The sequence below is a fragment of the Actinoplanes sp. NBC_00393 genome, from assembly GCF_036053395.1.
Taxonomy (GTDB): domain Bacteria; phylum Actinomycetota; class Actinomycetes; order Mycobacteriales; family Micromonosporaceae; genus Actinoplanes.
Map to the genome: position 1 here is coordinate 10,623,857 of NZ_CP107942.1, position 20,747 is coordinate 10,644,603.

Here is a 20,747-nt window from a genome sequence, read left to right on the forward strand (position 1 = left end):
CCGGTCAGCTGGCTGACAGCCCTGTCAACCAGCCGGGGTCAGGGGTTGGCGCCCAGCCAGGAGCGGACCTGGGCGGCCTCGTCGTCGGTGAGGTTGATCGAGGCGGCCTCGGCGCGGTTCAGCACGTTGGCGGCGAAGGCGACGGCGATCTCGGCGGCGTCCGGCGGTGGCTGGCGGTAGAGCGGGGCGCCGCCGAACGCCGTACCCCGGGTGACGAAGGCGATCGCCGCCCGGCTGACGTCCACGCCCTGCTCGGCCAGCCGGTCCCGGGCCCAGCGGGTGGCCTCGGTCAGGTTGAAATGGTGCGAGGCGGCGTAGTCGGCGAGCGCCTGGTACACCGCCGGCCACATCTCCTGCGGCAGGCGGGGCAGGCTGAGCAGCGCGCTGAGACGGCCCACCGGTTCCGGGGTGGGGCCGGCCGCACCGGACGACTCCGGCGGGTCGTGCCGGCTGTCGTCCCAGACGAAATGGTTGGAGAACTTGGCGTGCGCCAGGCCGAGGCTCTCCAGGGCGCGGACGAAGCCGCCGTAGCTGAACCAGTTCGTCTGGTCGACGCTCGGGCCGAGCTGGCGGCGCAGGTCGTGGGCGAGCGAGGCCAGGTTGAGCGGGCCGGGCGCGGCGTCGTACCGCCAGCGGACCAGGTCCCGGAACTGTTCGTAGGTGACCGGGCCGTCGGACTCGCCGGGCTCCACCGCCACCGGGTCCTCGTCGCTGTCCACCGGCTCGCCCTGGACCAGCTCCAACAGCTCCTGGCTGGTGATCAACCGGTCGGCGACGGCGATGAACGCCTCCGCCGCGTCCGACGGCGAGACGATCGTGGTCCGCCGGTCGGACCGGCGCAGCCGGACCAGCAGCGGGGTCATGTCGGAGTCACCCGACGCGATCACGAACTCCTCGTAGACCACCGGGTCGGCCAGCGCGTCCACCGCGTCGACCACCATCCGGATGTCCGCGGCGTTCTTGGTGTGGGTCAGCCGCGGGCAGTCGATCACCTCGAAGCCGGCGTTCACGAAGAACGGCCGGAACTGCGAGTAGTAGAGCCGTGGCTGACCGGCGGTGGGATCGGGGTGCGGCACCCAGCCGCCCGGGTTCATGTAGCAGCGAACGATCAGCCAGCGGCGCGGACCGTCGACCGTCAGCGTCGTGGTCAGGCGGGACAGCCAGGCGCCCGGCTCCTTGGCGAACTGGATCGCCACGTCCGGGTCCTGCTTGATGAGTCCGCTGAACACATTGTCGAAGTCGAGATACAGAGCGGCGCGTACGCGGGCCATGACCGAAACCTACCGTGCCGGGCCCGGCCGGGTGGCCGGGCCCGGGCGCGGCTCGCTCAGGGGCGCCGGGCGCGCGTGCCGGCGACCAGGGCCACGCCACCGGCCGCGAGGCCGATCTGCAGGGCGAGTTCGATCCAGTCGATGCCACGGGTGTCGTCCACGCCGAGGATGCCGGCCAGGAACGTACCGAGAATCGCGGCGACGACGCCGATCACGAGGGTGAGCCAGAGCGGGATGCTCTGCTTGCCGGGCAGGACCAGCCGGCCCAGTGCTCCGATGATCAGACCGATGATGATGGCGGTGAAGAAGCCGGTTACTTCCACTGCAGCTCCTCGGGTCCGGGGTGGATGCGCCCACGGAGTTCCCAGACGACCGCCGGCGGCAAACCGGCTGAGCCGGGGATCACGGGCGCACCTTCAGCATGACTCCTCCATGCCATCCGGCCGCATCGCACAATGTGGGTGACCCGGTGCGGGCCCGATGGCGTTGGCTGGAGCCGTGCACCTCTCCCGGATCCTCGACGTCATCGAGGCGCTGGTCACCGCGAGCGGCCACCCCGAGATCACCGCGGTCGAACGCTACGGCCACGACCTGGTGCCCGGCGGCGCGTCGCCGGCGGGCATCCGCGTCCGGTACGAGACGGGCGCGGAGGCGTACCTCTGGGGTGCGGTGTGGCCGCGGGAGAACGCCCTGCCCACGCCGGAGCAACTGCCGCCGCCGTCCCGGCGCGTCGACCGGATCGCCGTGTTCACCGCCTGGCTGCTCGACACCGCCCGCCCGGCCGCCCTGCGCTCCTGGCAGCTGGTGGCGCTGCCCGACCTCGGTCCGACCGAAGAGCGGGGCAAGGCGCCGTGCGGACTGCGCCTCGACTGCGCCGACGGGACCTCGCTGCTGCTGCGGGCCACGGCGGCGGGTGGGCCGGAACAGGATCCGGACGTGGACCCGTACCCCGAATGGCAGGTCCCGGCGGCACTCAGCGCAAGCTGAAAGCCGGGCCGGTCAATCTCCGGACATCGAGGCGCCCACGCCGTTGCCGGTGCTGAGGTACGACGTGCCGGGCAGCCCGCCGTCCCCGGCGCGCGCCCCCTCGGCGACCGACGCGTCCGTGGACCCGAAGGCCGACTCCGACCAGGCGCCCTCCTGCCAGCTGTTGTTGTTCGCCTTGGCGCCGGTGGACAGGCCGAACTCGCCCTGGGTGTTGCCCAGCGCCACGTTGTTGCGCAGCACGGCCGGGGCGGTGGTCATCGCGAACCCGAGGTTGACGTTGCGGAACGCGGTGTTGTTGCCCAGCTCGATCGCGGCGGAATTGCCCTCGTCGACGAAGCCGTGCCCGTTGTTGCCCCAGGAGGCGTTGTGGCGCACCCGGTGCGCGGCGGCTGCGGCCGGGCTGCCACCGCCGACCGCGAAGCCGTTCGCCCCGTTGTCGTACGACCAGTTGTACTGAACCGACACCGCACTGCCGAACGCGCCCAGGTTGATCCCGTCGCCACCGTTGCGGAACGAGCGGTTGCCGCGCAGCACGTTCCCGTCGCCCTCGCCGAACTGCACGGCCAGCCCGGAGCCCCGGTTGGCGTAGAAGTCGCTGTCCAGAACCTGGTTGCCGGCCGTCCCGGCGTTGCGCAGCATCAGCCCGGAGCCGGCCGCGTCGTGCACGCTCAGCCGCTGGAAGATGCTGTTCGTGCAGGCCAGGCAGGTGTACGCGGCGTTGCGTGCCCCGGAGATCTCGAGGTCCCGAACGGTCCAGAACGACGACTCCTGGGTGATCGCCCACTCGTCGGCCGGGATCGCCGAGGCGTCGACGACGGCCCGCTCACCGCGGTAGCCGCTGAGCACGATGGGCTGCGACGAGGTGCCGCTCGTCGTGATCGCGATCGGGCTGGTGGGGCGGTGGGTTCCGCCTCGCAGCGCGATCGTCTGGCCCGGCCGGACCACCGCCACGGCCTTCGCCAGGCTCGCGAACGGGCGGCCCAGGGAGCCGTCGCCGTCGTCCGAGCCGGTCGGGGAGACGTAGATGTCGGCCGCGTTGACGCCGAGACCGGCGACGGGGCGTGCGGTCGGGGCGGCCTTGCTCGCCGCGGGCGCGGCACTGGCGCTTCGGCTCGCGGCCGGTGCGGGCCCGGCCGAGGCCGGGGGCTGGGCGGGGACCGTGGCCGGCGCCGGGGCCAGCGCGCCGGGAGTGTCCAGGTCGGCGGGGGTGTGGAGTACGGCGTACGCGAAACCGCCGCCCGCCGCGACCGTCACCGCGGTGGCCGCCGCCAGGGTCTTGTGGTGCACCAGCGATTGCACGTGCGCGACCAGAGACGTGCCGCCGGCCAGGGCGGCCGGCGCGGTCACCGCCGCGCCGCCGTGCACGGCCGCCTGGATCCCGGCGAGCAGCGCGGCCGGAACCGGCAGCGCCACCACGCCGAGCAGCAGCTGCTCCGGCGTGATCAGGCCACGCTGGTGGATCCGGCACTTCGGGCAGTCCCGGACGTGCCGGGCCAGGCGCTTGCGCCAGACCGAGTCGGTGCTGCCGTCCCAGAACCGGACGTGCTCCGCCAGCTCCGGGCAGATCGGCTTGGCCCGCAGCGACCGGACCACGCTGCGGCTCAGGTCGAGCTGCGCCTTCATCCGCTGCACCTTGACCGCGGCGTGGTTCGGCTTCACACCGAGCGCGGTGGCCAGCTCGGCGCGGGTCAGGTCGCCGGACGCCTCCTGCCACCAGAGCGCCAGCAGCCGGCGGTCGCTCTCGTCCAGCCAGCGGCCGGCCTCGGCCAGCTCGCGGCGCTGCTCGGTGACGACCAGCTCGGCGGTGGTGCGCTCGGCGAAGTCGCCGACCGGGTCGGCCACGTCGACCGGCTCCGGGTGGCGCCGGGACAGGGTCATCTTGCGCGTGCGCAGGTGCATCTGGACCCGGCGGTACGCGATCGCGATCAGCCAGGAACGGAAACGATCGGGGTCGCGCAGGGAACCGAGGCCGCGGAAGGCCTGCAGCATGGTGTCCTGGACCAGGTCGTCGACGTCCGGGTGGCCGTCCAGCGCCCGGCCGATGATGTTGTAGATCAGCGAGAGGTGACCGGCGATGAGCTGATCCACGGCGCCGACACTGCCACCCTGTGCGGCGCGGACCAGACTTCCGACATCGTCCGCGACCGCAGTCTGACTGTCTGTCACCGTCCCGCTCTCTCCCGCCGCGTACATCGACGCTCATGCCTGGCTGGGATCAGGGGTGCGTCCGCTAGCTGCGGCAATGTGCGACTGGCTGATGATCGAGCCGTATCGTGGCACAGCCCCGGAGGGCTGTAAAGCGAGGATGGTCACGCTCCCATCGAGAGGTTTCGTGGTTTCTCGGGCTCACCTGGGGTTACTTCAGCCGGTCTTGTCATACCCCCGGCCTAGTCTTCGGGGGTGTGGTGTGACGGGTGGGCGGGGGAGGGCCGATGAGGGCCGAGCCGAGCATCCTGCACGTCGACCTGGACGCGATGTTCGCCGCGGTGGAGCAGCGAGACAAGGTCTCTCTGCGCGGCCGGCCGGTCATCGTCGGCGGGGTGGCCGGCCGGGGCGTGGTGTCCACTGCGTCCTACGAGGCACGGGCGTTCGGTGCGCGCTCCGCGATGCCGATGGCCCAGGCCAGGCGGCTCTGCCCACCCGGTACGGCGTATCTGTCACCGCGATTCGCGGCGTACAAGATGACCAGCCAGGTCGTGATGGCGCTGCTGGCCGAGGTGAGCCCGCTGGTCGAGCAGGTGAGCATCGACGAGGCGTACCTTGACTTGGCCGCCGGCGACCACGATCTGAGCCCGCGCGGCGTCACCGAGCTCGCCCTGCGCCTGAAACGCGAGATCGCCGAGGCTACCGGCGGCGTCACCGGGTCGGTCGGCGTGGCCTCGTCCAAGCTTCTCGCCAAGATCGGCTCGGAGCTCAACAAGCCGGACGGTCTGACGGTGGTCCCGGCCGGCGGCGAGCTCACGGTCCTGCACCCCCTGCCGGTGGGCCGGCTGGGCGGCGTCGGCCCGGCCACCGAGCAACGCCTGCACCGAGCCGGAGTTCGTACGGTCGGGCAGCTCGCCAAGGTCCCCCTGGAAGACCTCGTCGACTGGTTCGGGGTGGCGCACGGCGGCGGGCTGTACCGTCTGGCCCGCGCCGACGACGACCGGCCGGTGGTGGGGGAGCGGGAGGCCAAATCGGTCTCGGCGGAGGAGACCTTCGACGTCGACCTCACCGATGCCGGGCGGCTCAACCGGGAGCTGGATCTGCTGTCCGCCCGGGTCGCGGGCCGCCTGCGGGCCGGCGGCATCACCGGGCGGACCGTGAACATCAAGGTCCGCCACCATGACTTCACCACGGTGACCAGGGCGATCACCCGAGACCAGCCGACCGACGACCCCCGCCTGGTGGCCCAGCTGGCCCGGCGACTGCTCGCCGAGATCGACACGTCGGGCGGGATCCGGTTGCTCGGCGTGGGCGTGTCGACCCTGGCGGATTTCGCGCAGGACGATTTGTTCTCGTCGCTGCCGGAATCCGCGCGGGGCGAGCTGTTCTCGTCGCTGCCTGAATCTGCGCGGGGCGAGCTGTTCTCGTCGCTGCCGGAATCCGCGCGGGACGAGCCGTTCTCGTCGCTGCCGGCTTCGTTGTGGTCGGCGGCGGTTCCGGCCGGGCCGGCAAGCCTGGCGGACGAGGGGTTCGACCATGTCTTTGCCGGCCCGCCGGGTGATCCGCCGGAGGCGGCGGATTCTGGGCAGCAGCGTGCTCCGGAAGCCGGTCGGCCAAGGGACCAGGCATCGGACCTGACGGAGCGGATGAGCCCGGCCGGGGTTTTGGTCGGCGGGCCGGGCTCCCCGGTGGCTGGTGGGCCGAGTTCCGCCGGGCCCGCACTGCAAGATCGGGAGTCTGTGGATACGACCGGGACAGACCGTGCGGGGGCGGCGGTGGTCTGGCGGCCGGGACAGGACGTGTGGCATGAGGAGCGCGGCGCGGGCTGGGTTTGGGGGAGCGGGCTGGGCCGGGTCACGGTCCGGTTCGAAGGGCCGCACACTCCGCCGGGGCCGGTGCGGACCTTTGCTGCGGACGATCCATGCCTGCGGCCCGCGGACCCACCCGATTGGCGGGAGAAGGAGGGGTGACGTGACTTGGAAGTAGGGCCGCAGACGACACCGGCCGCAGCGCGCATCGCGCCTCGATCATCGTCGCCTTCTGCGGTCGGCAGATCTGCCTCGGGCAAGCGCGCATCGCGCCCCAATCTTCGGTTGCTTTCAGCGGTCGGCAGATCTGCCTCGGGCAAGCGCGCATCGCGCCTCGATCTTCGGTTGCTTTCTGCGGCCGGCAGATCTGCCTCGGGCAGAGGCGGGTGCGGCAAAGTGGACCTTGCCTGATGAAGGCGGCATATCGGATCGCTGGGGCGGCCTAGCGTCGGCGCATGAGTGATGTGACTGACCACGCAGGGGCAGGCGCTGGGGCTGGGGCTGGGGACACTGTGGCCGGCGTTGCTGCTGCCATCGGGACGTGGGTTGAGCGGCTGCTGCCGGACCGGGAACGGGCGGGACTGCTCGCGGGGGCGCTGGGTCGGGAGTTCAGGGGCGCGACCGAGCGGATCACCGCGGAGAACTGTCGGCGGATCGAGAAGGTGTGTCACGCCTACTCGCGGCATTTGACTCTTGAGTTCCGGCGGGGCGGTGGGCTCGTACCGGATCAGGGGCAGCCGATGGGCTGGCCGCCGCCGGACGGTGCGGCCGTTGCTCGGGCCGGGGGTGGGGTGGCGTCGGTGGAGCGGCATGCGGACGTCGCGGTGGTGCGGGTCGACAGCCTGGAGGCCTGGAAGTTTGCGGGGCCGTTCGTCGAGGAGGCGCTCGGCCGTGCACGTGACTGCCGGGGCGTGATCCTCGACCTGCGCCGCAACGGGGGTGGTGACATGGAGACCCTCGCCCGGTTCGCCAGTTTCGTCCTCGGGCCCGAGGTGGTTCCACTGGCGACGGTCACCACCAACGAGCGGGTCGATGAATACCGCACGATTCCGATGGGCTCGGCAAAGACAGGCGCAGTGCTGGTCAGCGAGCGCACCTACTCGTCCGGGGAGGCGCTGGCGTACGTCCTGCAGAACCGCGGCGTCGCGGTGGTCGGCCGGCGCACTGCCGGGGCCGCGGACCATTGTGTTCCGGTGCGCGTCTCGGCGTACGTCGTCGCTCTTGTTCCCTATGGGGTGGTCCTTGATCCACTGACCGGGAGCAACTGGGAAGGCACCGGCGTGATCCCGGATATCGAGGTCGCCGAAGGCGACGAGATGGCGGCCGCGATGCTTGCTTGTGCAGATGGTGCACGTCCCGGGGCTTGATCCGCGCTGATGGATGTGGCCGGGTTGGCAACCTGCCGCAACAGCGGTACGAACGGTGCAGAGCGGGTAGTCGATGCCCCGGAGGAGTTTCCGATGACCGCTGTCGCACCGCGCCCTGTGCAGACCCGGCCGCACCCTGTTCGCCGCCAGGTCCGCGGCTCCTGGCTGGCCCGGACCCTTCGCACCACGGACGCGAAACAGATCGGCATCATGTATGGGGCGACCGCCCTGGCCTGGTTCGTGATCGGCGGCGCGATGGCGCTGATGATGCGGGCCGAGCTGGGCCGGCCGGGCATGCAGATTCTCTCGCCGGAGCAGTACAACCAGCTGTTCACCATGCACGGCACGATCATGCTGCTGTTCTTCGCGACACCGATCGTGTTCGCCTTCGCGAACTTCGTGGTGCCGATCCAGATCGGCGCGCCGGACGTGGCGTTCCCGCGGCTCAACGCCTTCGCCTACTGGCTGTACCTGTTCGGTGGCCTGATCGCGTTCGGTGGGTTCTTCGTGCCGGGCGGGGCGGCGGATTTCGGCTGGACGGCGTACACGCCATTGAGCACCGGGGCGCACTCGCCGGGCGTCGGCGGCAACATGTGGGTGGTCGGCCTGGCGATCTCCGGTGTCGGCACGATCCTCGGCGCGGTCAACATGATCACCACGGTGATCTGCCTGCGGGCACCGGGCATGACCATGTTCCGGATGCCGATCATGACATGGAACATTCTGCTCACCAGTTTGCTGGTGGTGCTGGTCTTCCCGTTCCTGGCGGCGGCGCTGTTCGCTCTCGCCGCCGACCGGATCCTCGACGCGCAAGTGTTCAACGTGGAGACCGGCGGCCCGATGCTGTGGCAGCACCTCTTCTGGTTCTTCGGCCATCCCGAGGTCTACATCATCGCCCTGCCGTTCTTCGGCATCATCACCGAGGTCGTCCCGGTCTTCAGCCGCAAGCCGGTGTTCGGCTACAAGACCCTGGTCGCCGCAACGATCCTGATCACGGTGTTGTCGATGAGCGTGTGGGCGCACCACATGTTCGCCACCGGTCAGGTGCTGCTGCCGTTCTTCAGCCTGCTCAGCTTCCTGATCGCGATCCCGACCGGGATGAAGTTCTTCGTCTGGATCGGCACGATGTGGCGCGGCCAGATCAGTTTCGAGTCACCGATGCTGTGGGCGATCGGCTTCATGGTCACCTTCCTGCTCGGTGGCCTGACCGGGGTGTTGCTCGCGTCGCCGCCGATCGACTTCCAGGTGCACGACAGCTATTTCGTGGTGGCCCACTTCCACTACGTGCTGTTCGGCACGATCGTGTTCGCGGTGTTCGCCGGCATCTACTTCTGGTTCCCGAAGATGTTCGGCCGGATGCTCGACGAGCGGCTCGCCAAGCTGCATTTCTGGTTGACCTTGATCGGGTTCCACACCACGTTCCTGGTGCAGCACTGGCTGGGCGCCGAGGGCATGCCCCGGCGGTACGCGGACTACCTGCCCGGCGACGGCTTCACCACGCTCAACATGGTCTCGACGATCGGCTCGTTCATCCTGGGCATCGCGACGCTGCCGTTCCTCTACAACGTGTGGAAGTCGTACAAGGCCGGTCAGGTGACGACTCTCGACGACCCTTGGGGGCACGGGAACTCGCTGGAGTGGGCGACCTCGAGCCCGCCGCCGCTGCGCAACTTCGACCGGATGCCGCGGATCCGCTCCGAGCGCCCGGCGTTCGACGAGAAGTTCCCCGAACTGGCAGCCGGCGAGCAGTCCGTGGCCGGGCCGCCCGAGGGCGGGGCGCGCCCGCTGACCGAGGAATCCACTGGCGGGGCGACGTACCAGGAGGACCGGACGGATCGTTGAACGACGCAGCTGCGCCCCGGTAACTAGGTATCTGCCCCTTTTGCCGGTGTGTGCTCATCGTGAGTGCTGCTCAAAACCCCCGTAGCTCTCCAACCGGGCGAGGCGATGAAAGGTCGGACAACTTCCCCACCCGGAATGGATGCTCATGCCGATCGCCCGTCTCGGAGCCGCCTCAGCCGTGGCCGCCCTGCTGATGCCCGCCACACCTGCCGCTGCTGCGGCTTTCCAAGGCAGCCCGGACTGCTCGGTCGGCGGCTTCACCGCCCGCTCGCAGGCCGACCTCGCGAAGATCACGGTGCTCGACCCCGGCCCGCTCGCGCCCGACCTGCCCGCCCTCGCCGACGTGCGGCTCGCCGTCGCTCAGGGCCGCGCGGACAGTTCCGGCAAGCCGCACAAGGCCGTCGCCACCGGCCGGTACGCCGACGGCCGCATCCTCGGCATCCCGCTCACCGACGCGGCCGCCGTGCACCGGGCGCCGAGCCGCTCCGGACCGGCCGGTGTGGACCTCGCGGGCCTGGACGTCGGCGGCATCGCGACGGTGAAACTCGGCAGGGCGACCGCCGCGGCGACCTGGGAGGACGGGTACCGGTGTGGGCGTACCGGCCCGCTCACCCGGTCCGCGACCATGCTCGGCGGGCTGTCCGTGTTCGAGGGCAACGCCAAGGTGCCCGGCATCCAGGCGATCAACGACATCACCCACAGTGCGCGCAGGACCAGCCTGCTCCGGGTCGGGCCGACCGGATCAACGCAGAGCGCCACCGATCTCGTGCCGTTGCGGGGCGGGCGCATCGGCGTACGCTCCGGGGCCGGTGTCGCCCTGGGTGACCTCAGCCTCTTCGCCGGCACCCCGCAGGAAGTCTCGATCAAGGTAGTCACCCAGCCCACCCTCGAAGTCACCGCCGGCGGCGACCGCGCCCACTCCAAGGTCGACTATCGGCCCGCGGTGCTCGAGATCAGCACCGGCGGCAAGAAGGTGAGCACGCTCAAGGACGCCGGCGCCGACGTGTCGCTCAGCCTGCTCGGCCGGATCACCGAGCGGCAGCCGTCCGCGCTCGCTGTGCGCCTCTCGCTCGGCAAGGTGCGCTCGGAGTTCCGCGGGCGGCAGGTGGGCGCCGAGGCGTCCACCCTGCGCCTCGAAGTCAAGATCGGGCGGGTGCATCTGCTCGACGTGGCGCTCGGGCATCTGTCGGTGGCTGCCTGCGCTCCGGCGCCGGCCCGCGGCCGGTCCGTCACCCACCAGCCGGTCCCGACGCCTGCGGTCACGTCCCGCTTGGCTTCGCCCTCCGCCTCGCCTTCGGCCTCGGCCACGCCGTCCAAGCCGCCGGCCACCCAGCCGGTTGCGGTGAGTGCCCCGATCAAGAGCAGCGGGGGTACGGGTGGAGGCGCACTTGCCCTGACCGGTACGAATGTGGCCGCGATCGGTGTCGGCGGTGCCGGCCTGGTCGTGGCGGGGGTGGTCGCGCTCGTCCTGGGTCGACGCCGCCAGCGCTGAGCGCCAGCGGCCCCAGCCCCGGCCCCGGCCCCGGCCCCAGCCCCGGCCCGAGCCCCCGGCCCCAGCCCCCGGCCCCGGCCCCAGCCCCCGGCCCCGGCCCCAGCCCCAGCCCCGGCCCCAGCCCCCGGCCCCGGCCCCAGCCCCGGCCCGAGCCCCCGGCCCCAGCCCCCGGCCCCGGCCCCAGCCCCCGGCCCCGGCCCCAGCCCCAGCCCCGGCCCCAGCCCCCGGCCCCGGCCCGGCCCCGGCTTGAGGCTCGGACTTGCCGCTGGCCGGTTCGCGGCTGGGGCCGGCGCGGGTGCCGGTTCGCGGCTGGGGCAGGCGCCGATCGGCCTGGTGTTCCGGGTCGGTCGGCGCCGCGCCATAGGATGGGCCGGTGCCGCCGCCGAACCCCCCGTCCCGGGACGCGATTCGTTGCGCGGCGACCGAATTGTTCGTGCGCGACGGTTATGCGGCCACCACCGTGCGGGCCATCGCGTCGGTCGCCGGCTGTGATCCGGCCCTGGTGATCCGGCATTTCGGGTCGAAGGAAGGGCTGTTCCTGGCCACCGTGCCGGCCTCCGCCGAGCTGCCGGGCATCCTGGCCGGGCCGATCGAGACACTCGGGCGGGAGCTTGTCCGTTTCGTCCTCGAGGCGTCGGAGAGCCGGGTCGCCGGGGTCTACCGGGCGATGCTCAGCGCCTCGGACCGGCCGGAGATCAAGGAGCGGTTGCGGGCTTCGATGCACGACGTGTTCGCCGGACCGCTCGCGGACCGCATCGGTGGCGCCCACCCGGAACTGCGGGCGCGGCTGGCTGCGGCTCAGTTCGCCGGGCTGATCAGCGCGTACTGGCTGGTCGCTGATCCGGTGCTGCGGAGCGCCGACCGGCCGGTGATCGTCGAGCTCTACGGAGACGCGATCCAGCGGCTGCTCGACAGCGACGACCCGGCCTGAAGCACTGCATCCGGCCGGGCGCCTCGTCTGCCGGCTGGTGCGCGGTTAGTTGATCCGCCGGCCGGTGCGCGGGTGGTTGATCTGCCCGCCGGTGCCGGGGTGGTTGATCTGTCGGCTGGTGCCGGTGCGCGGCGAAGACCCAGCTGCGAAGCAGCAGGTAACGGGCGCCGCCGATCAGGCTTCCGGTGAGTGCCAGGATCAGCGCCTCGGTCACCGCATGCGGGTTCGGGCCGGCAAGTCCGTCGAACAACGGCGCGGCAGCCAGATTCGCCAGGTAGACCGCGACCGACGTGAGGCCGGCCTCCCCATGCAGCCGCCCGACCGCGCTGACCTGCACACCGAACGTGACTCGCCGGTGCAGCTCGGTGTTGAGCGGGGTCACCACCAGCAACGCCAGCCAGCTCGCCCAGGTCGCCGGGACAGCCTCCCGGACACCCACATAGACGATCGTCTGCACGACCGTGCTGACTGCGCCGACCAGCATGAACCAGAGCAGGCGGCGGTGCGCGGCAGTGAGACGCATGACTGAACGCTTTCGGACAGCGATGATGACCGTCGTAGTGTCAACAGTGTTGACCCCGGCTGTCAACGCTGTTGACACCGTGAGAAGGCTTACCCCATCACTGTCCGTATGTGGACAGTTTCTCTACGGCACTGCCCGGGAACCGACCGGGTTGCGGGGTCCGAGCGGGTCGAGAGGAGCGGCGTGGGATACACGGTTACCGACACCACGATCGACGAATGGCAGGACCGGCTGACCGCGCTCAGCCACAGCTTGCACGCCGAACCCGAGGTCGCGTTCGCCGAACACGCCTCGGCCGGGAAGCTGGCCGCGCTGCTCGACGACGCCGGCTTCAAGGTCACCGAGGGCGTCGGCGAGCTGCCGACCGCGCTCACCGCCGAGTACGGCGACGGCGACCTGACCATCGGGATCTGCGCCGAGTACGACGCGCTGCCCGGCATCGGCCACGGCTGCGGTCACAACATCATCTGCGCGGCGTCGGCCGGCGCGGCGATAGCCCTCAAAGCTGCCGCCGATCGGTACGGGTTCCGCGTCAAACTCCTCGGCACACCAGCCGAGGAGAGCGGCGGAGGCAAGCAGTTGATGCTCGCCGCCGGCGCTTTCGACGACGTGACCGTGGCGATGATGGCCCACCCCGGCCCGTCCGACCTCGCCGGCGCCGGCGACAGCACCCAGGCCTGCAGCCGTTTCGAAGTCACCTACCGGGGCCGGCCCGCGCACGCCGCCGCTGCACCGTGGGAGGGCGTGAACGCCGCGGACGCCGCAGTGGTCGCCCAGGTCGCGATCGGCCTGCTGCGCCATCAGACACCTCCGGCGTACCGAATAGCGGGTTTTATCCGTGCCGGCGGTGACAAGACCAACATCATCCCGGAAAACTGCATTCTTGAGTACGAAGTGCGCACTCCCGAAGCCGCCCAGCTACCCACTTTGCGCCGCCGCGTCCACGCCTGCTTCGAAGCCGGCGCCCTGGCCACCGGCGCAACCGTCGCCTTCCGCCCCACCGGCCCCGACTATCTGGACCTGCGCAACGACCCGTGGCTGATCGAACGGTACGCGAGCCACCTCCCCGACTTCGGCCGCACAGCGGTACACCTGCCACCCGGCCTGAACGCAGCCTCCACCGACATGGGCAATGTCAGCCACGCCCTCCCATCCATCCACCCGACGATCGCCCTGCACGGCGTGACCGCGATGCCCCACACCCACGAGTTCGCCGCCTACGCGATCACCCCCGCTGCTGACGAGGCCTTGGCGCACGCGGCGAAGCTGCTCGCCCGCACCGGCCTGGACCTGGCCCGAGACCCAGCCGCCCGAGCCGCTTACATCAACCTCCACGCTTCCCGCCCAACGCACCCCAGCTGACAGCCACTGCTGCCTCCGCAGCCGGAAGGCAACCCTCGCCGTCAGCCGAGCACCCCCGGCTGACAGCTGGCGTTGTTTCCGCGGTCGGGAGGCAACCGTGGGCGTCAGCCGATCACCCCGGCTGACGGCGGGTGCTGCTTCCGCGGCCGGGAAGCGACCGTGGGCGTCAGCCGAGCATCCCCGGCTGACAGCTGGCGTTGTTTCCGCGGCCGGGAGGCAACCGTGGGCGTCAGCCGATCACCCCGGCTGACGGCGGGTGCTGCTTCCGCGGCCGGGAAGCGACCGTGGGCGTCAGCCGAGCATCCCCGGCTGACGGCGAGTGTTGTTTCCGCGGTCGGGAGGCAACCGTGGGCGTCAGCCGAGTGATCCGGCTGACGGCGGGTGCTGCTTCCGCGGCCGGGAAGCGACCGTGGGCGTCGGCCGAGCATCCCCGGCTGACAGCGAGTGTTGTTTCCGCGGTTGAGAGGCAACGCTGGGGGTCAGCCGAGTGATTCGGCTGACGGCGAGTGCTGCTTGCGCGGTTGGGAAGCGACGCTCGGGGTCAGCTGGACTGATCTAGGTGGTGGGACGGCGGTCGCGGGAGGGTCTACGGTCGGGCCGCCAGGAAGTCGGCGAACGTGCGAGCAGGGGTCCAGCCCTGGTCCCGCGCGCGGGAGATGTCGAGGACGACGCTGTTGGTCAGTTGCTCTACGGCGTACCGGGAAAGGGTTGCCTCGCGGTGGGTGAGGCGCGCTAAGCCGGTGGTGATTGTGGCGGCCGCGCGGGTCAGGGTGATCGGTACGTGCTGGACCGGGACGCCGCAGGCCGCGGCGACCACCTCGTCGCGCTGGTAGGGGGTGGCGTCTGCGATGTTGTAGGCGCCGGATGGCCAGGTGTGGGCGGTCAGGCAGGCGTCGGCCAGGTTTTCTACCGCCGTCAGGCTCAGTGGAATGTCCGGTCCGGGGAGTATTGCCCGGCCGCGGCGGACCGCCTGGCGTAGTCGCGGCAGCAGGTGCGGATCACCCGGGCCGTAGACCGCTCGCGGCCGCAGGATCACCGCCCCGGCCGATAGGGCCAGCCGCTCGCCGGCGGCCTTGGTGCGACCGTAAGCGGTCAGCCCGCCCAGCGGATGATCTTCACGGATTGGTTCTGGGCCGGACCTGGCGTAGACGCTGGCGCTGCTCACCCAGACCACCGGGCGGTCGCCGGCGGATTCCAGCAGGCGGGCGGTGCCGTCGACGTTCACCGCGTGGAACGCGGACTCCGCAGCGCGGCCGGGCAGGGGGTCACCCACTGCGGCCGCGAGATGCAGCACGAGATCAGTTCCGGTCAGATCGGGCGGGGTACGCGTAGCGTCCCAGAACCGCGACTCCCCGACTGGACCGGGCCGCCGCCCCAGGCAGACGACCTCGGCTCCGGCGGCCGCGGCGGCTTGTGCGACGACGCCGCCGCAGAAACCGCTCGCCCCGGTCACCGCGATCCGCAAACCCCGCAACTGGACTTTCACAGGCTGCCCACCCGGCCACGATCGATGGCCACCGCGCGGCCGCGATCGATTGCCGGCGCCCGGCCGCGATCGATTGGCACCGCGCGGCCGCGATCGGTTGCCGTTGCCCGGCCGCGATCGATTGGCACCGCGCGGCCGCGATCGAACGCCGGCGCCCGACCACGATCGATTGGCACCGCCCGGCCACGATTGACTGCCGCCGGCCGGCCTGTGGCGTCTGCGGTGCTTCGCGTGTGAGCTGGTCGGCGCCAGGCGTCCGCGGCGTGCCGGCTGCCGGTCATCGTCCGGCTCGGACGGTCAGGGATGACCAACCGGGGAGGGCGCTTCGCCGGTCGACCTTGGCGCGGATTACCACCGGACGGTGGGCGGCCAGCGCGACCAGCGCGTCGGTCAGCTGCTGCCGGGCGAGGCGGGCGCCGGGGCAGGCGTGTGGGCCGGCGCCGAAGACGAGTTGCGCGGTTTGTGGTGGTGCCGGGTGCTCTGGGGACGGGTTGCGACGGTGGGCGTCTACGGCGTGCCGGGCGATCAGGATCAGGCGGTCGCCCTTGCCTACCGGGCGGCCTGCGACCTGTCCGTTCTCCGCTGCTACCCGGGGGAGCAACGGTGTCGGCGCGGTGACCCGCAACAGTTCTGTGGTCAGGGTGTCGGGGGCGGTTTCCGCGTACCCCCAAAGGTTGTCGTCGGCGCACCAAGCCGCAGCCCGGGGCAGTGCCGCGACCGTCGTATTGATCGCCGCGACTGCGAGCATCGCCGCGAGGCCGTCGGTGGGGTGTGCCAGCAGGGCGTTCAAGTGGTTCGCGGCGGCCTGCGCGGTGCGGCGGGCGCCCGGGCGGGGTGGGCTGGGCAGGTGCTCGCGGGCGCCGGCTGCGGCCGCGTTGCGGGCGGCGGTGGCTAGTTCGCGGCCGTCCACGTCGAGATCGAGCAGGGCGGCCGCGGTTGTTCCGGCCAGGTCGGCTGCTACGTCCACCAGATCCACTTCGGATCCGGTAGCGAGTGGGGCCAGCCGGCGCTCCAGCACTTTCTGCCAGGTCGGGCGGAGGCGTGCTACGCCGTCCGCGCCGAGAGAGTCGGCCAGGGAGCGGCGGGTGCCGCGGTGGGCGTCGCCTTCCTGATCGAACAGGAGGCTGCCGCCGGTGAGCTGACCGGCGGCGCCCCCGGTGGTGCCTTCGGCCGTGCGGTCCAGGGGTACCCGGGTCAGGCCGTCCACAAAGGCTTCCCGGGAATGCGCCAGGACGGTGCCGCCGAGCCGGGTCACCGGACGCCGCCGGGTGGCTGCCAGCAGCGCGAACAGGACCGGATGGCTGAGCAGGTAGACCCGCCGGTCCCGCCGTCGTGCCCGGGTCATCGGACGTGGACCTCGGCGGACGAGCCGGGGCGCCAGCGGCGGTCCCAGTACCAGAGCAGGGTTCGGCGGGCGCCCCACGCCCGTAGGCGGCGCAGGCTGGCCTCCACGACCAGGTCCTCGGCGCGGATGATGCGGTCGGTGTGGCGGCGGGCGCGGTTCAGCAGGGTCACGTCCTCGGAGCCGGCTTCCAGGGGTTCGCGGGCGGTACCGCCGCAGGTCAGGTACAGGTCGGCGGTGAGGGCCAGGTTGTGCCCGTGCACCAGCACGTATGGGGTGCGGAATCCGGGGGCGCGATGGGCGCGCCGGAACCGGCCGTACAGGGCGGCGGCGCGGACCGCGGTGGGAAAGACATGGCGTTCGGGCCAGGACGGTCGTTCGTCACGGCGCGGCACGCTGCGGCCGCAGACCAGGGCGGCTCCGCCGATGAGGTACGCGCGAGCAGTCGCCACCCAGTCGGGGGCCGGCCGGCAGTCGGCGTCGGTGCGGGCGAGCAGCATCGCACCGGCGGCGATGGCGTGCCGGAAGCCGGTGTCGGCCGCGGTTCCGGCGCCGCGTTCGGTCTCGGTGATCACCTCGACGGGGAAGGGTGCGCGGGCTGCGAATGTGCGCACGACATCGCCGGTCCCGTCGGTGGAGCCGTTGTCGACGACGACCAGCCGGAAGCCGGTGTCGGTCTGCGCGGCGAGCGCTTCCAGGGTGTCGCCGATGGAGGCGGCCTCGTTGTAGGCGGGCACGACCACCGCGAACGCCGTCACCGTCCGGCTCCCGCAGGACTGACCGCGGAGGCGGGGCCGCGGGTGGAAGGAATGCCGGAGGCAGGGCCGCGGGTGGAAGGAGGGCCGGAGGCGGGGCCGCGGGTGGAAGAAGGGGCGCAGGTCGCCGTGGGGCAGGGGCCGCTGAGGGCGGTTCGGGTGCTCATGCGCGTACCCCGAAGGGTTTCCGCTGGTGAGGGATGCCGGCGGCGAGCAACGCGGCCGCACCCCGGTCGGGTTTGCGGGAGCGGCCGGCCAGCGGAACGGCGGCGAAGAGCACCCGGTCCGGGGCGGCCGCGCCCATCCGGCGTAGCGGTTCGCGCAGGGCGGCCCGGACCGAAGCCTCGCTCGCGCCCGGCGCCGTCTCGATCACCGCGACCACCTTTTCATCGCCGTCACCTGCGGGAACGCCGACCAGCACGGCCAGAGCGACGCCGGGAACATGCAGCGCCGGCTCGTAGAGGCCGGGATAGATGTTCTCGGCGCGGCGCAGGATCATGTCCTTGCAGCGTCCACCGAGGACCACCCGCCGGCCGGACAGGCGAGCGATATCGCCGGTCCCGACCCATTCGTGCGGTTCCGCACCGAGGTAGCGGTCGCACACCCCGGCGCCCGCCAGCAGCAGCTCGCCGCCCTCAGCGAGGCGGGCTCGGACGCCGGGAAGCAGATCGCCGACCAGATCTCCGGGATCATCGAATTCGGACTTCTCCCGGGATTCCACCGCCGCTGCAGGGAACACCTCGGTCAGCGCGTAGACACCCCACGCCTCATCAGCACCGGCCGCGCGGACCCGGTTGAGCAGGTTCGCGGAGACCGGCGCCGAGCCACTGTAGACACGGCCCGTGAACGGCACGCCACCGTCGAGGGCGGCGCGCAGCTGCGGCGGGGTGAGATAGGTGGCCTGCGGGCGCAGCGTGGCGATCTGCCGGGCCAGGTTGCGCGGGCGGCGGGCGGGCAGCGCCACCGGGGCGCCGGCGGCGAGTGACGGCAGCATCACGAAGAAGGTGCCACCCAGAACCGGTACGCCCGGGCGCGGCCTGACCAGCTCGGATACCGCCCGGAGTCCGGTGCCGAGACCGGACCGGGTGTGCACGACAGCCCGTGGGCTGCTGGTCGTGCCGGAAGTGAAGATGATGACCGCGTCGCCGTCCCCGTCGTACGTGGGCGCCGGTCCGGTGGCCGGCGGCAGAGCGGGCGCGGAGCCGGGCAGACGCCGGCCCACGGTCACGGTGGGTGCCAGCGCAGCGAGGTCGGGCAGGGCGAGCCCGGCCCGGCGGGCCAGCGGCGCGGCCCACCCGGCGACCGCCTGCGCGGCCGCGTCGGCGACGATCAGATTCGGACGGGCCACAGCGAGGCGTGCGGTGAGCACGTCGGGTCCGGCGGTCGGGTCCAGGACCGCGACGCGAACCCCCAGCCGGTACGCGGCAAGCACCACCGTCAGCGCCCGGGGCCCCGGACGGACGGCCAGCCCGAGCGTGTCCCCGGGTCGCAGTCCGCGCGCGTGCAGCGCGGCGGCATACCGGTCGCGGAGTTCGGCGAGATCACCCCGGGAGACGACCCGCCGGCCACGGATCAGGGCCGGGGTGTCGTCGCCCGGTCGCAGGTCGGCGAGCATCGTCACCTCGGATCCGGGCTCAGCACGCCGCTGCCCCGGTCTAGGTACCACTTGGCGGTCCGCAGCACGCCGTACGCCTTCAGCCGCCGGGTCGAGTTCTCCACCACCATCGTGCGGCTGCGGGCGATCGACGCCGTGGTGCTGCGGACCCGGTTCAGGAAGAGCCGGTCGGTCGGCGACGGCCGCCGCGGCATCCCGCCGCAGGCCTGGTAGAGCTCGCCGGTGATGGCCATGTTGTTGCCGGCGTGCATCCGGTACGGCGCGAGGTAACCGCTGCCACGGTGCGCGGGGCGCAACCGGCCGAAGAGCGCGGCGAGCGCGACCAGACCGGAGAAGACCGCGCGGCCGGCCGGCCCGTGCTCGTCACGGCGGGCGGTGATCCGGCCGCAGACCATGCCGGCGCCGGACTCCAGGGCAGCGCGGGCGGCGGCCACCCAGCCGGGTCGGGGCAGGCAATCCGCATCGGTACGCGCGATCAGCACCGCCCCCGCCGCGATGGCGTGCCGGAACCCGGTGTCGACCGCACAGCCCACCCCCTTCTCCGGCTCGACCAGGACGTGCACCGGGAACGGCGCGCACCCCTCGAAGGCGCGCACCGCGTCGACGGTGGTGTCGGTGGAACCGTTGTCGACCACGAGCAGAGTGAAGTCGGTGTCGGTCTGTGCGGCCAGGGCGTACAGGGTGGCGCTGATCCGGGCCGCCTCGTTGTACGCCGGGACCACCACCCACATCCGGGTCGTCACGAACACTCCCAGACCATCGTCATGATGCTGACCCCGCCGCCGAGTCCCATCAACAGCACCCGGTCGCCGGCCCGCAGCTCCGGGCGGGCGCGGTGCAGCTGCACGCCGAGCGTGGCGCTGGCCAGGTTGCCCAGCCCGGTCACGGTCACCTCCAGCCGGTCCCGGGGCACGCCGGTCACCTCCACGAAGCGATCCAGGTACGGCAGCGTCACCTGGTGCACGAGGATCCGGGCGTAGTCGGCGTACTCGAATCCGGTCCGGCTGCGGACCCGGTCCAGGATGCTCGCGCCGACCTTCTCGAAGACGCCGCGCAGCCGGTGGCCGTCGCCCGCGAAGTACGTGTGCTCGTCGCCGCGCGGATGCCGGGACCCGCCGCCGGGGATGCCGCCGACCGTCCAGTGCTCGGAGTGCGTCTCGGTGTCGACGTCCAGGATGCCGCCGCGCTGCACCGGCTCGACCACCACGGCCGCGCCGGCGTCGCCGAACGTGTACCCGGCGAACGAGCGCCGCGCCTCGGCCAGGTCGGCGACCCCGGGGCGCATCACCCGCGACGGCGTCTCCCCGGTCACCACCAGGGCTCGCCGGGCCCGGCCGGCGAGGATCATCGACCGGGCCAGGTCGATGCCGTTGACGAAGCTGTTGCAGGCGTTCGTGACGTCGAGCGCGTGGGCCCGGCTGCCCAGGCTGTCCTGCAGGATGTGCGCGGTGGCCGGCTCGACCATGTCCCGGCTGGCCGAGGCGAACAGCAGCAGGTCGATGTCGAGCGGGTCCAGCTCGGCGTCGGCGAGGGCGTTGCGTGCGGCGTGCAGGCCGAGCGTGGAGGCGTACTCGTCGTCGGCTGCCAGCCGGCGCCGCTCGATGCCGGTGAGCCGGGCGAACAGGCCGCGTGGCAGCCGCACCGCCCCGGACCGGGAGACGCTGTCCTGCAGCTCGGCCGTGGTCACCTCGCGCTCCGGCAGATGGGCGCCCACGCCCGTGATCCCGACCCGCATCAGCTGCGCGTTTCCCCTCGTCAGATGATCATTTTCCCGTTCTGGATGATCACGGCCGACCATTGTCCATCGCGCGGTCGAGGCCG

At 72.0% G+C, this 20,747-nt stretch carries 17 protein-coding genes; 7 read left to right on the forward strand and 10 right to left on the reverse strand.

Annotated features, from left to right (window positions below; all coding sequences use genetic code 11):
- Positions 1–38: 38 nt before the first annotated feature.
- Complete coding sequence (locus OHA21_RS49280; protein ID WP_328467523.1) at positions 39–1,271, reverse strand: NYN domain-containing protein; 1,233 nt, start codon at positions 1,269–1,271, stop codon at positions 39–41.
- Between the two features lie 56 nt (positions 1,272–1,327).
- Entirely contained in the window at positions 1,328–1,594 is a 267-nt protein-coding gene (locus OHA21_RS49285; protein ID WP_328467525.1) for a GlsB/YeaQ/YmgE family stress response membrane protein, read from the reverse strand.
- 157 nt (positions 1,595–1,751) lie between these two features.
- Here OHA21_RS49285 and OHA21_RS49290 point away from each other — a divergent pair, with 157 nt between their 5' ends.
- On the forward strand, positions 1,752–2,258 hold the full coding sequence (locus OHA21_RS49290) for a hypothetical protein (protein WP_328467527.1): 507 nt from the start codon (positions 1,752–1,754) through the stop codon (positions 2,256–2,258).
- A gap of 12 nt (positions 2,259–2,270) precedes the next feature.
- Here OHA21_RS49290 and OHA21_RS49295 read toward each other — a convergent pair whose 3' ends face one another.
- On the reverse strand, positions 2,271–4,424 hold the full coding sequence (locus OHA21_RS49295) for a sigma-70 family RNA polymerase sigma factor (RefSeq protein WP_328467529.1): 2,154 nt from the start codon (positions 4,422–4,424) through the stop codon (positions 2,271–2,273).
- Between the two features lie 266 nt (positions 4,425–4,690).
- On the opposite strand from OHA21_RS49295, the gene OHA21_RS49300 reads away from it, so the two are divergent.
- The 5 genes from OHA21_RS49300 to OHA21_RS49320 all read left to right on the forward strand — a co-directional run bounded on the left by OHA21_RS49300 (position 4,691) and on the right by OHA21_RS49320 (position 11,843).
- Positions 4,691–6,373 carry a DNA polymerase IV gene (locus tag OHA21_RS49300; RefSeq protein WP_328467531.1) on the forward strand — a complete coding sequence of 561 codons (1,683 nt, stop codon included), beginning with the start codon at positions 4,691–4,693 and terminating at the stop codon, positions 6,371–6,373.
- Positions 6,374–7,011: 638 nt separating this feature from the next.
- Complete coding sequence (locus tag OHA21_RS49305; protein ID WP_328467533.1) at positions 7,012–7,578, forward strand: S41 family peptidase; 567 nt, start codon at positions 7,012–7,014, stop codon at positions 7,576–7,578.
- Positions 7,579–7,671: 93 nt separating this feature from the next.
- Positions 7,672–9,420, forward strand: a complete 1,749-nt coding sequence (ctaD, locus tag OHA21_RS49310; RefSeq protein ID WP_328467535.1) for an aa3-type cytochrome oxidase subunit I — start codon at positions 7,672–7,674, stop codon at positions 9,418–9,420.
- Positions 9,421–9,565: 145 nt separating this feature from the next.
- Positions 9,566–10,912 carry a hypothetical protein gene (locus OHA21_RS49315; protein WP_328467537.1) on the forward strand — a complete coding sequence of 449 codons (1,347 nt, stop codon included), beginning with the start codon at positions 9,566–9,568 and terminating at the stop codon, positions 10,910–10,912.
- Between the two features lie 373 nt (positions 10,913–11,285).
- The gene (locus OHA21_RS49320; protein WP_328467539.1) at positions 11,286–11,843 is read left to right on the forward strand and encodes a TetR/AcrR family transcriptional regulator; all 558 of its coding nucleotides are present in this window, start codon (positions 11,286–11,288) and stop codon (positions 11,841–11,843) included.
- On the opposite strand, the gene OHA21_RS52890 is transcribed toward OHA21_RS49320, so the two are convergent.
- Positions 11,728–12,366, reverse strand: a complete 639-nt coding sequence (locus OHA21_RS52890; RefSeq protein ID WP_442875050.1) for a GtrA family protein — start codon at positions 12,364–12,366, stop codon at positions 11,728–11,730. The genes OHA21_RS49320 and OHA21_RS52890 overlap by 116 nt on opposite strands.
- A gap of 183 nt (positions 12,367–12,549) precedes the next feature.
- Between OHA21_RS52890 and OHA21_RS49330 the strand changes: the two genes are divergently transcribed.
- A complete protein-coding gene (locus OHA21_RS49330) occupies positions 12,550–13,728 on the forward strand; it encodes an amidohydrolase (protein WP_328467543.1) in 1,179 nt (392 codons plus the stop codon).
- Positions 13,729–14,314: 586 nt separating this feature from the next.
- Here the strand turns inward: OHA21_RS49330 and OHA21_RS49335 are convergent.
- From OHA21_RS49335 to OHA21_RS49360, 6 genes are all read right to left on the reverse strand, one after another.
- A complete protein-coding gene (locus OHA21_RS49335) occupies positions 14,315–15,214 on the reverse strand; it encodes an NAD-dependent epimerase/dehydratase family protein (RefSeq protein WP_328467545.1) in 900 nt (299 codons plus the stop codon).
- 277 nt (positions 15,215–15,491) lie between these two features.
- On the reverse strand, positions 15,492–16,559 hold the full coding sequence (locus OHA21_RS49340) for a cytochrome P450 (RefSeq protein WP_328467547.1): 1,068 nt from the start codon (positions 16,557–16,559) through the stop codon (positions 15,492–15,494).
- Positions 16,556–17,314, reverse strand: coding sequence for a glycosyltransferase family 2 protein (locus OHA21_RS49345; protein ID WP_328467549.1), 759 nt, complete (start codon positions 17,312–17,314; stop codon positions 16,556–16,558). Before OHA21_RS49345 ends, OHA21_RS49340 begins: the two co-directional genes overlap by 4 nt.
- Before the next feature lie 160 nt (positions 17,315–17,474).
- Positions 17,475–18,926, reverse strand: a complete 1,452-nt coding sequence (locus tag OHA21_RS49350) for a class I adenylate-forming enzyme family protein (protein ID WP_328479037.1) — start codon at positions 18,924–18,926, stop codon at positions 17,475–17,477.
- A gap of 2 nt (positions 18,927–18,928) precedes the next feature.
- Positions 18,929–19,669 (reverse strand): glycosyltransferase family 2 protein, encoded by a 741-nt coding sequence (locus OHA21_RS49355; protein ID WP_328467551.1) that lies wholly within the window; start codon positions 19,667–19,669, stop codon positions 18,929–18,931.
- Complete coding sequence (locus tag OHA21_RS49360) at positions 19,666–20,640, reverse strand: 3-oxoacyl-ACP synthase III family protein (protein WP_328467553.1); 975 nt, start codon at positions 20,638–20,640, stop codon at positions 19,666–19,668. The genes OHA21_RS49355 and OHA21_RS49360 overlap by 4 nt, the downstream gene beginning before the upstream one ends.
- Positions 20,641–20,747: the final 107 nt, after the last annotated feature.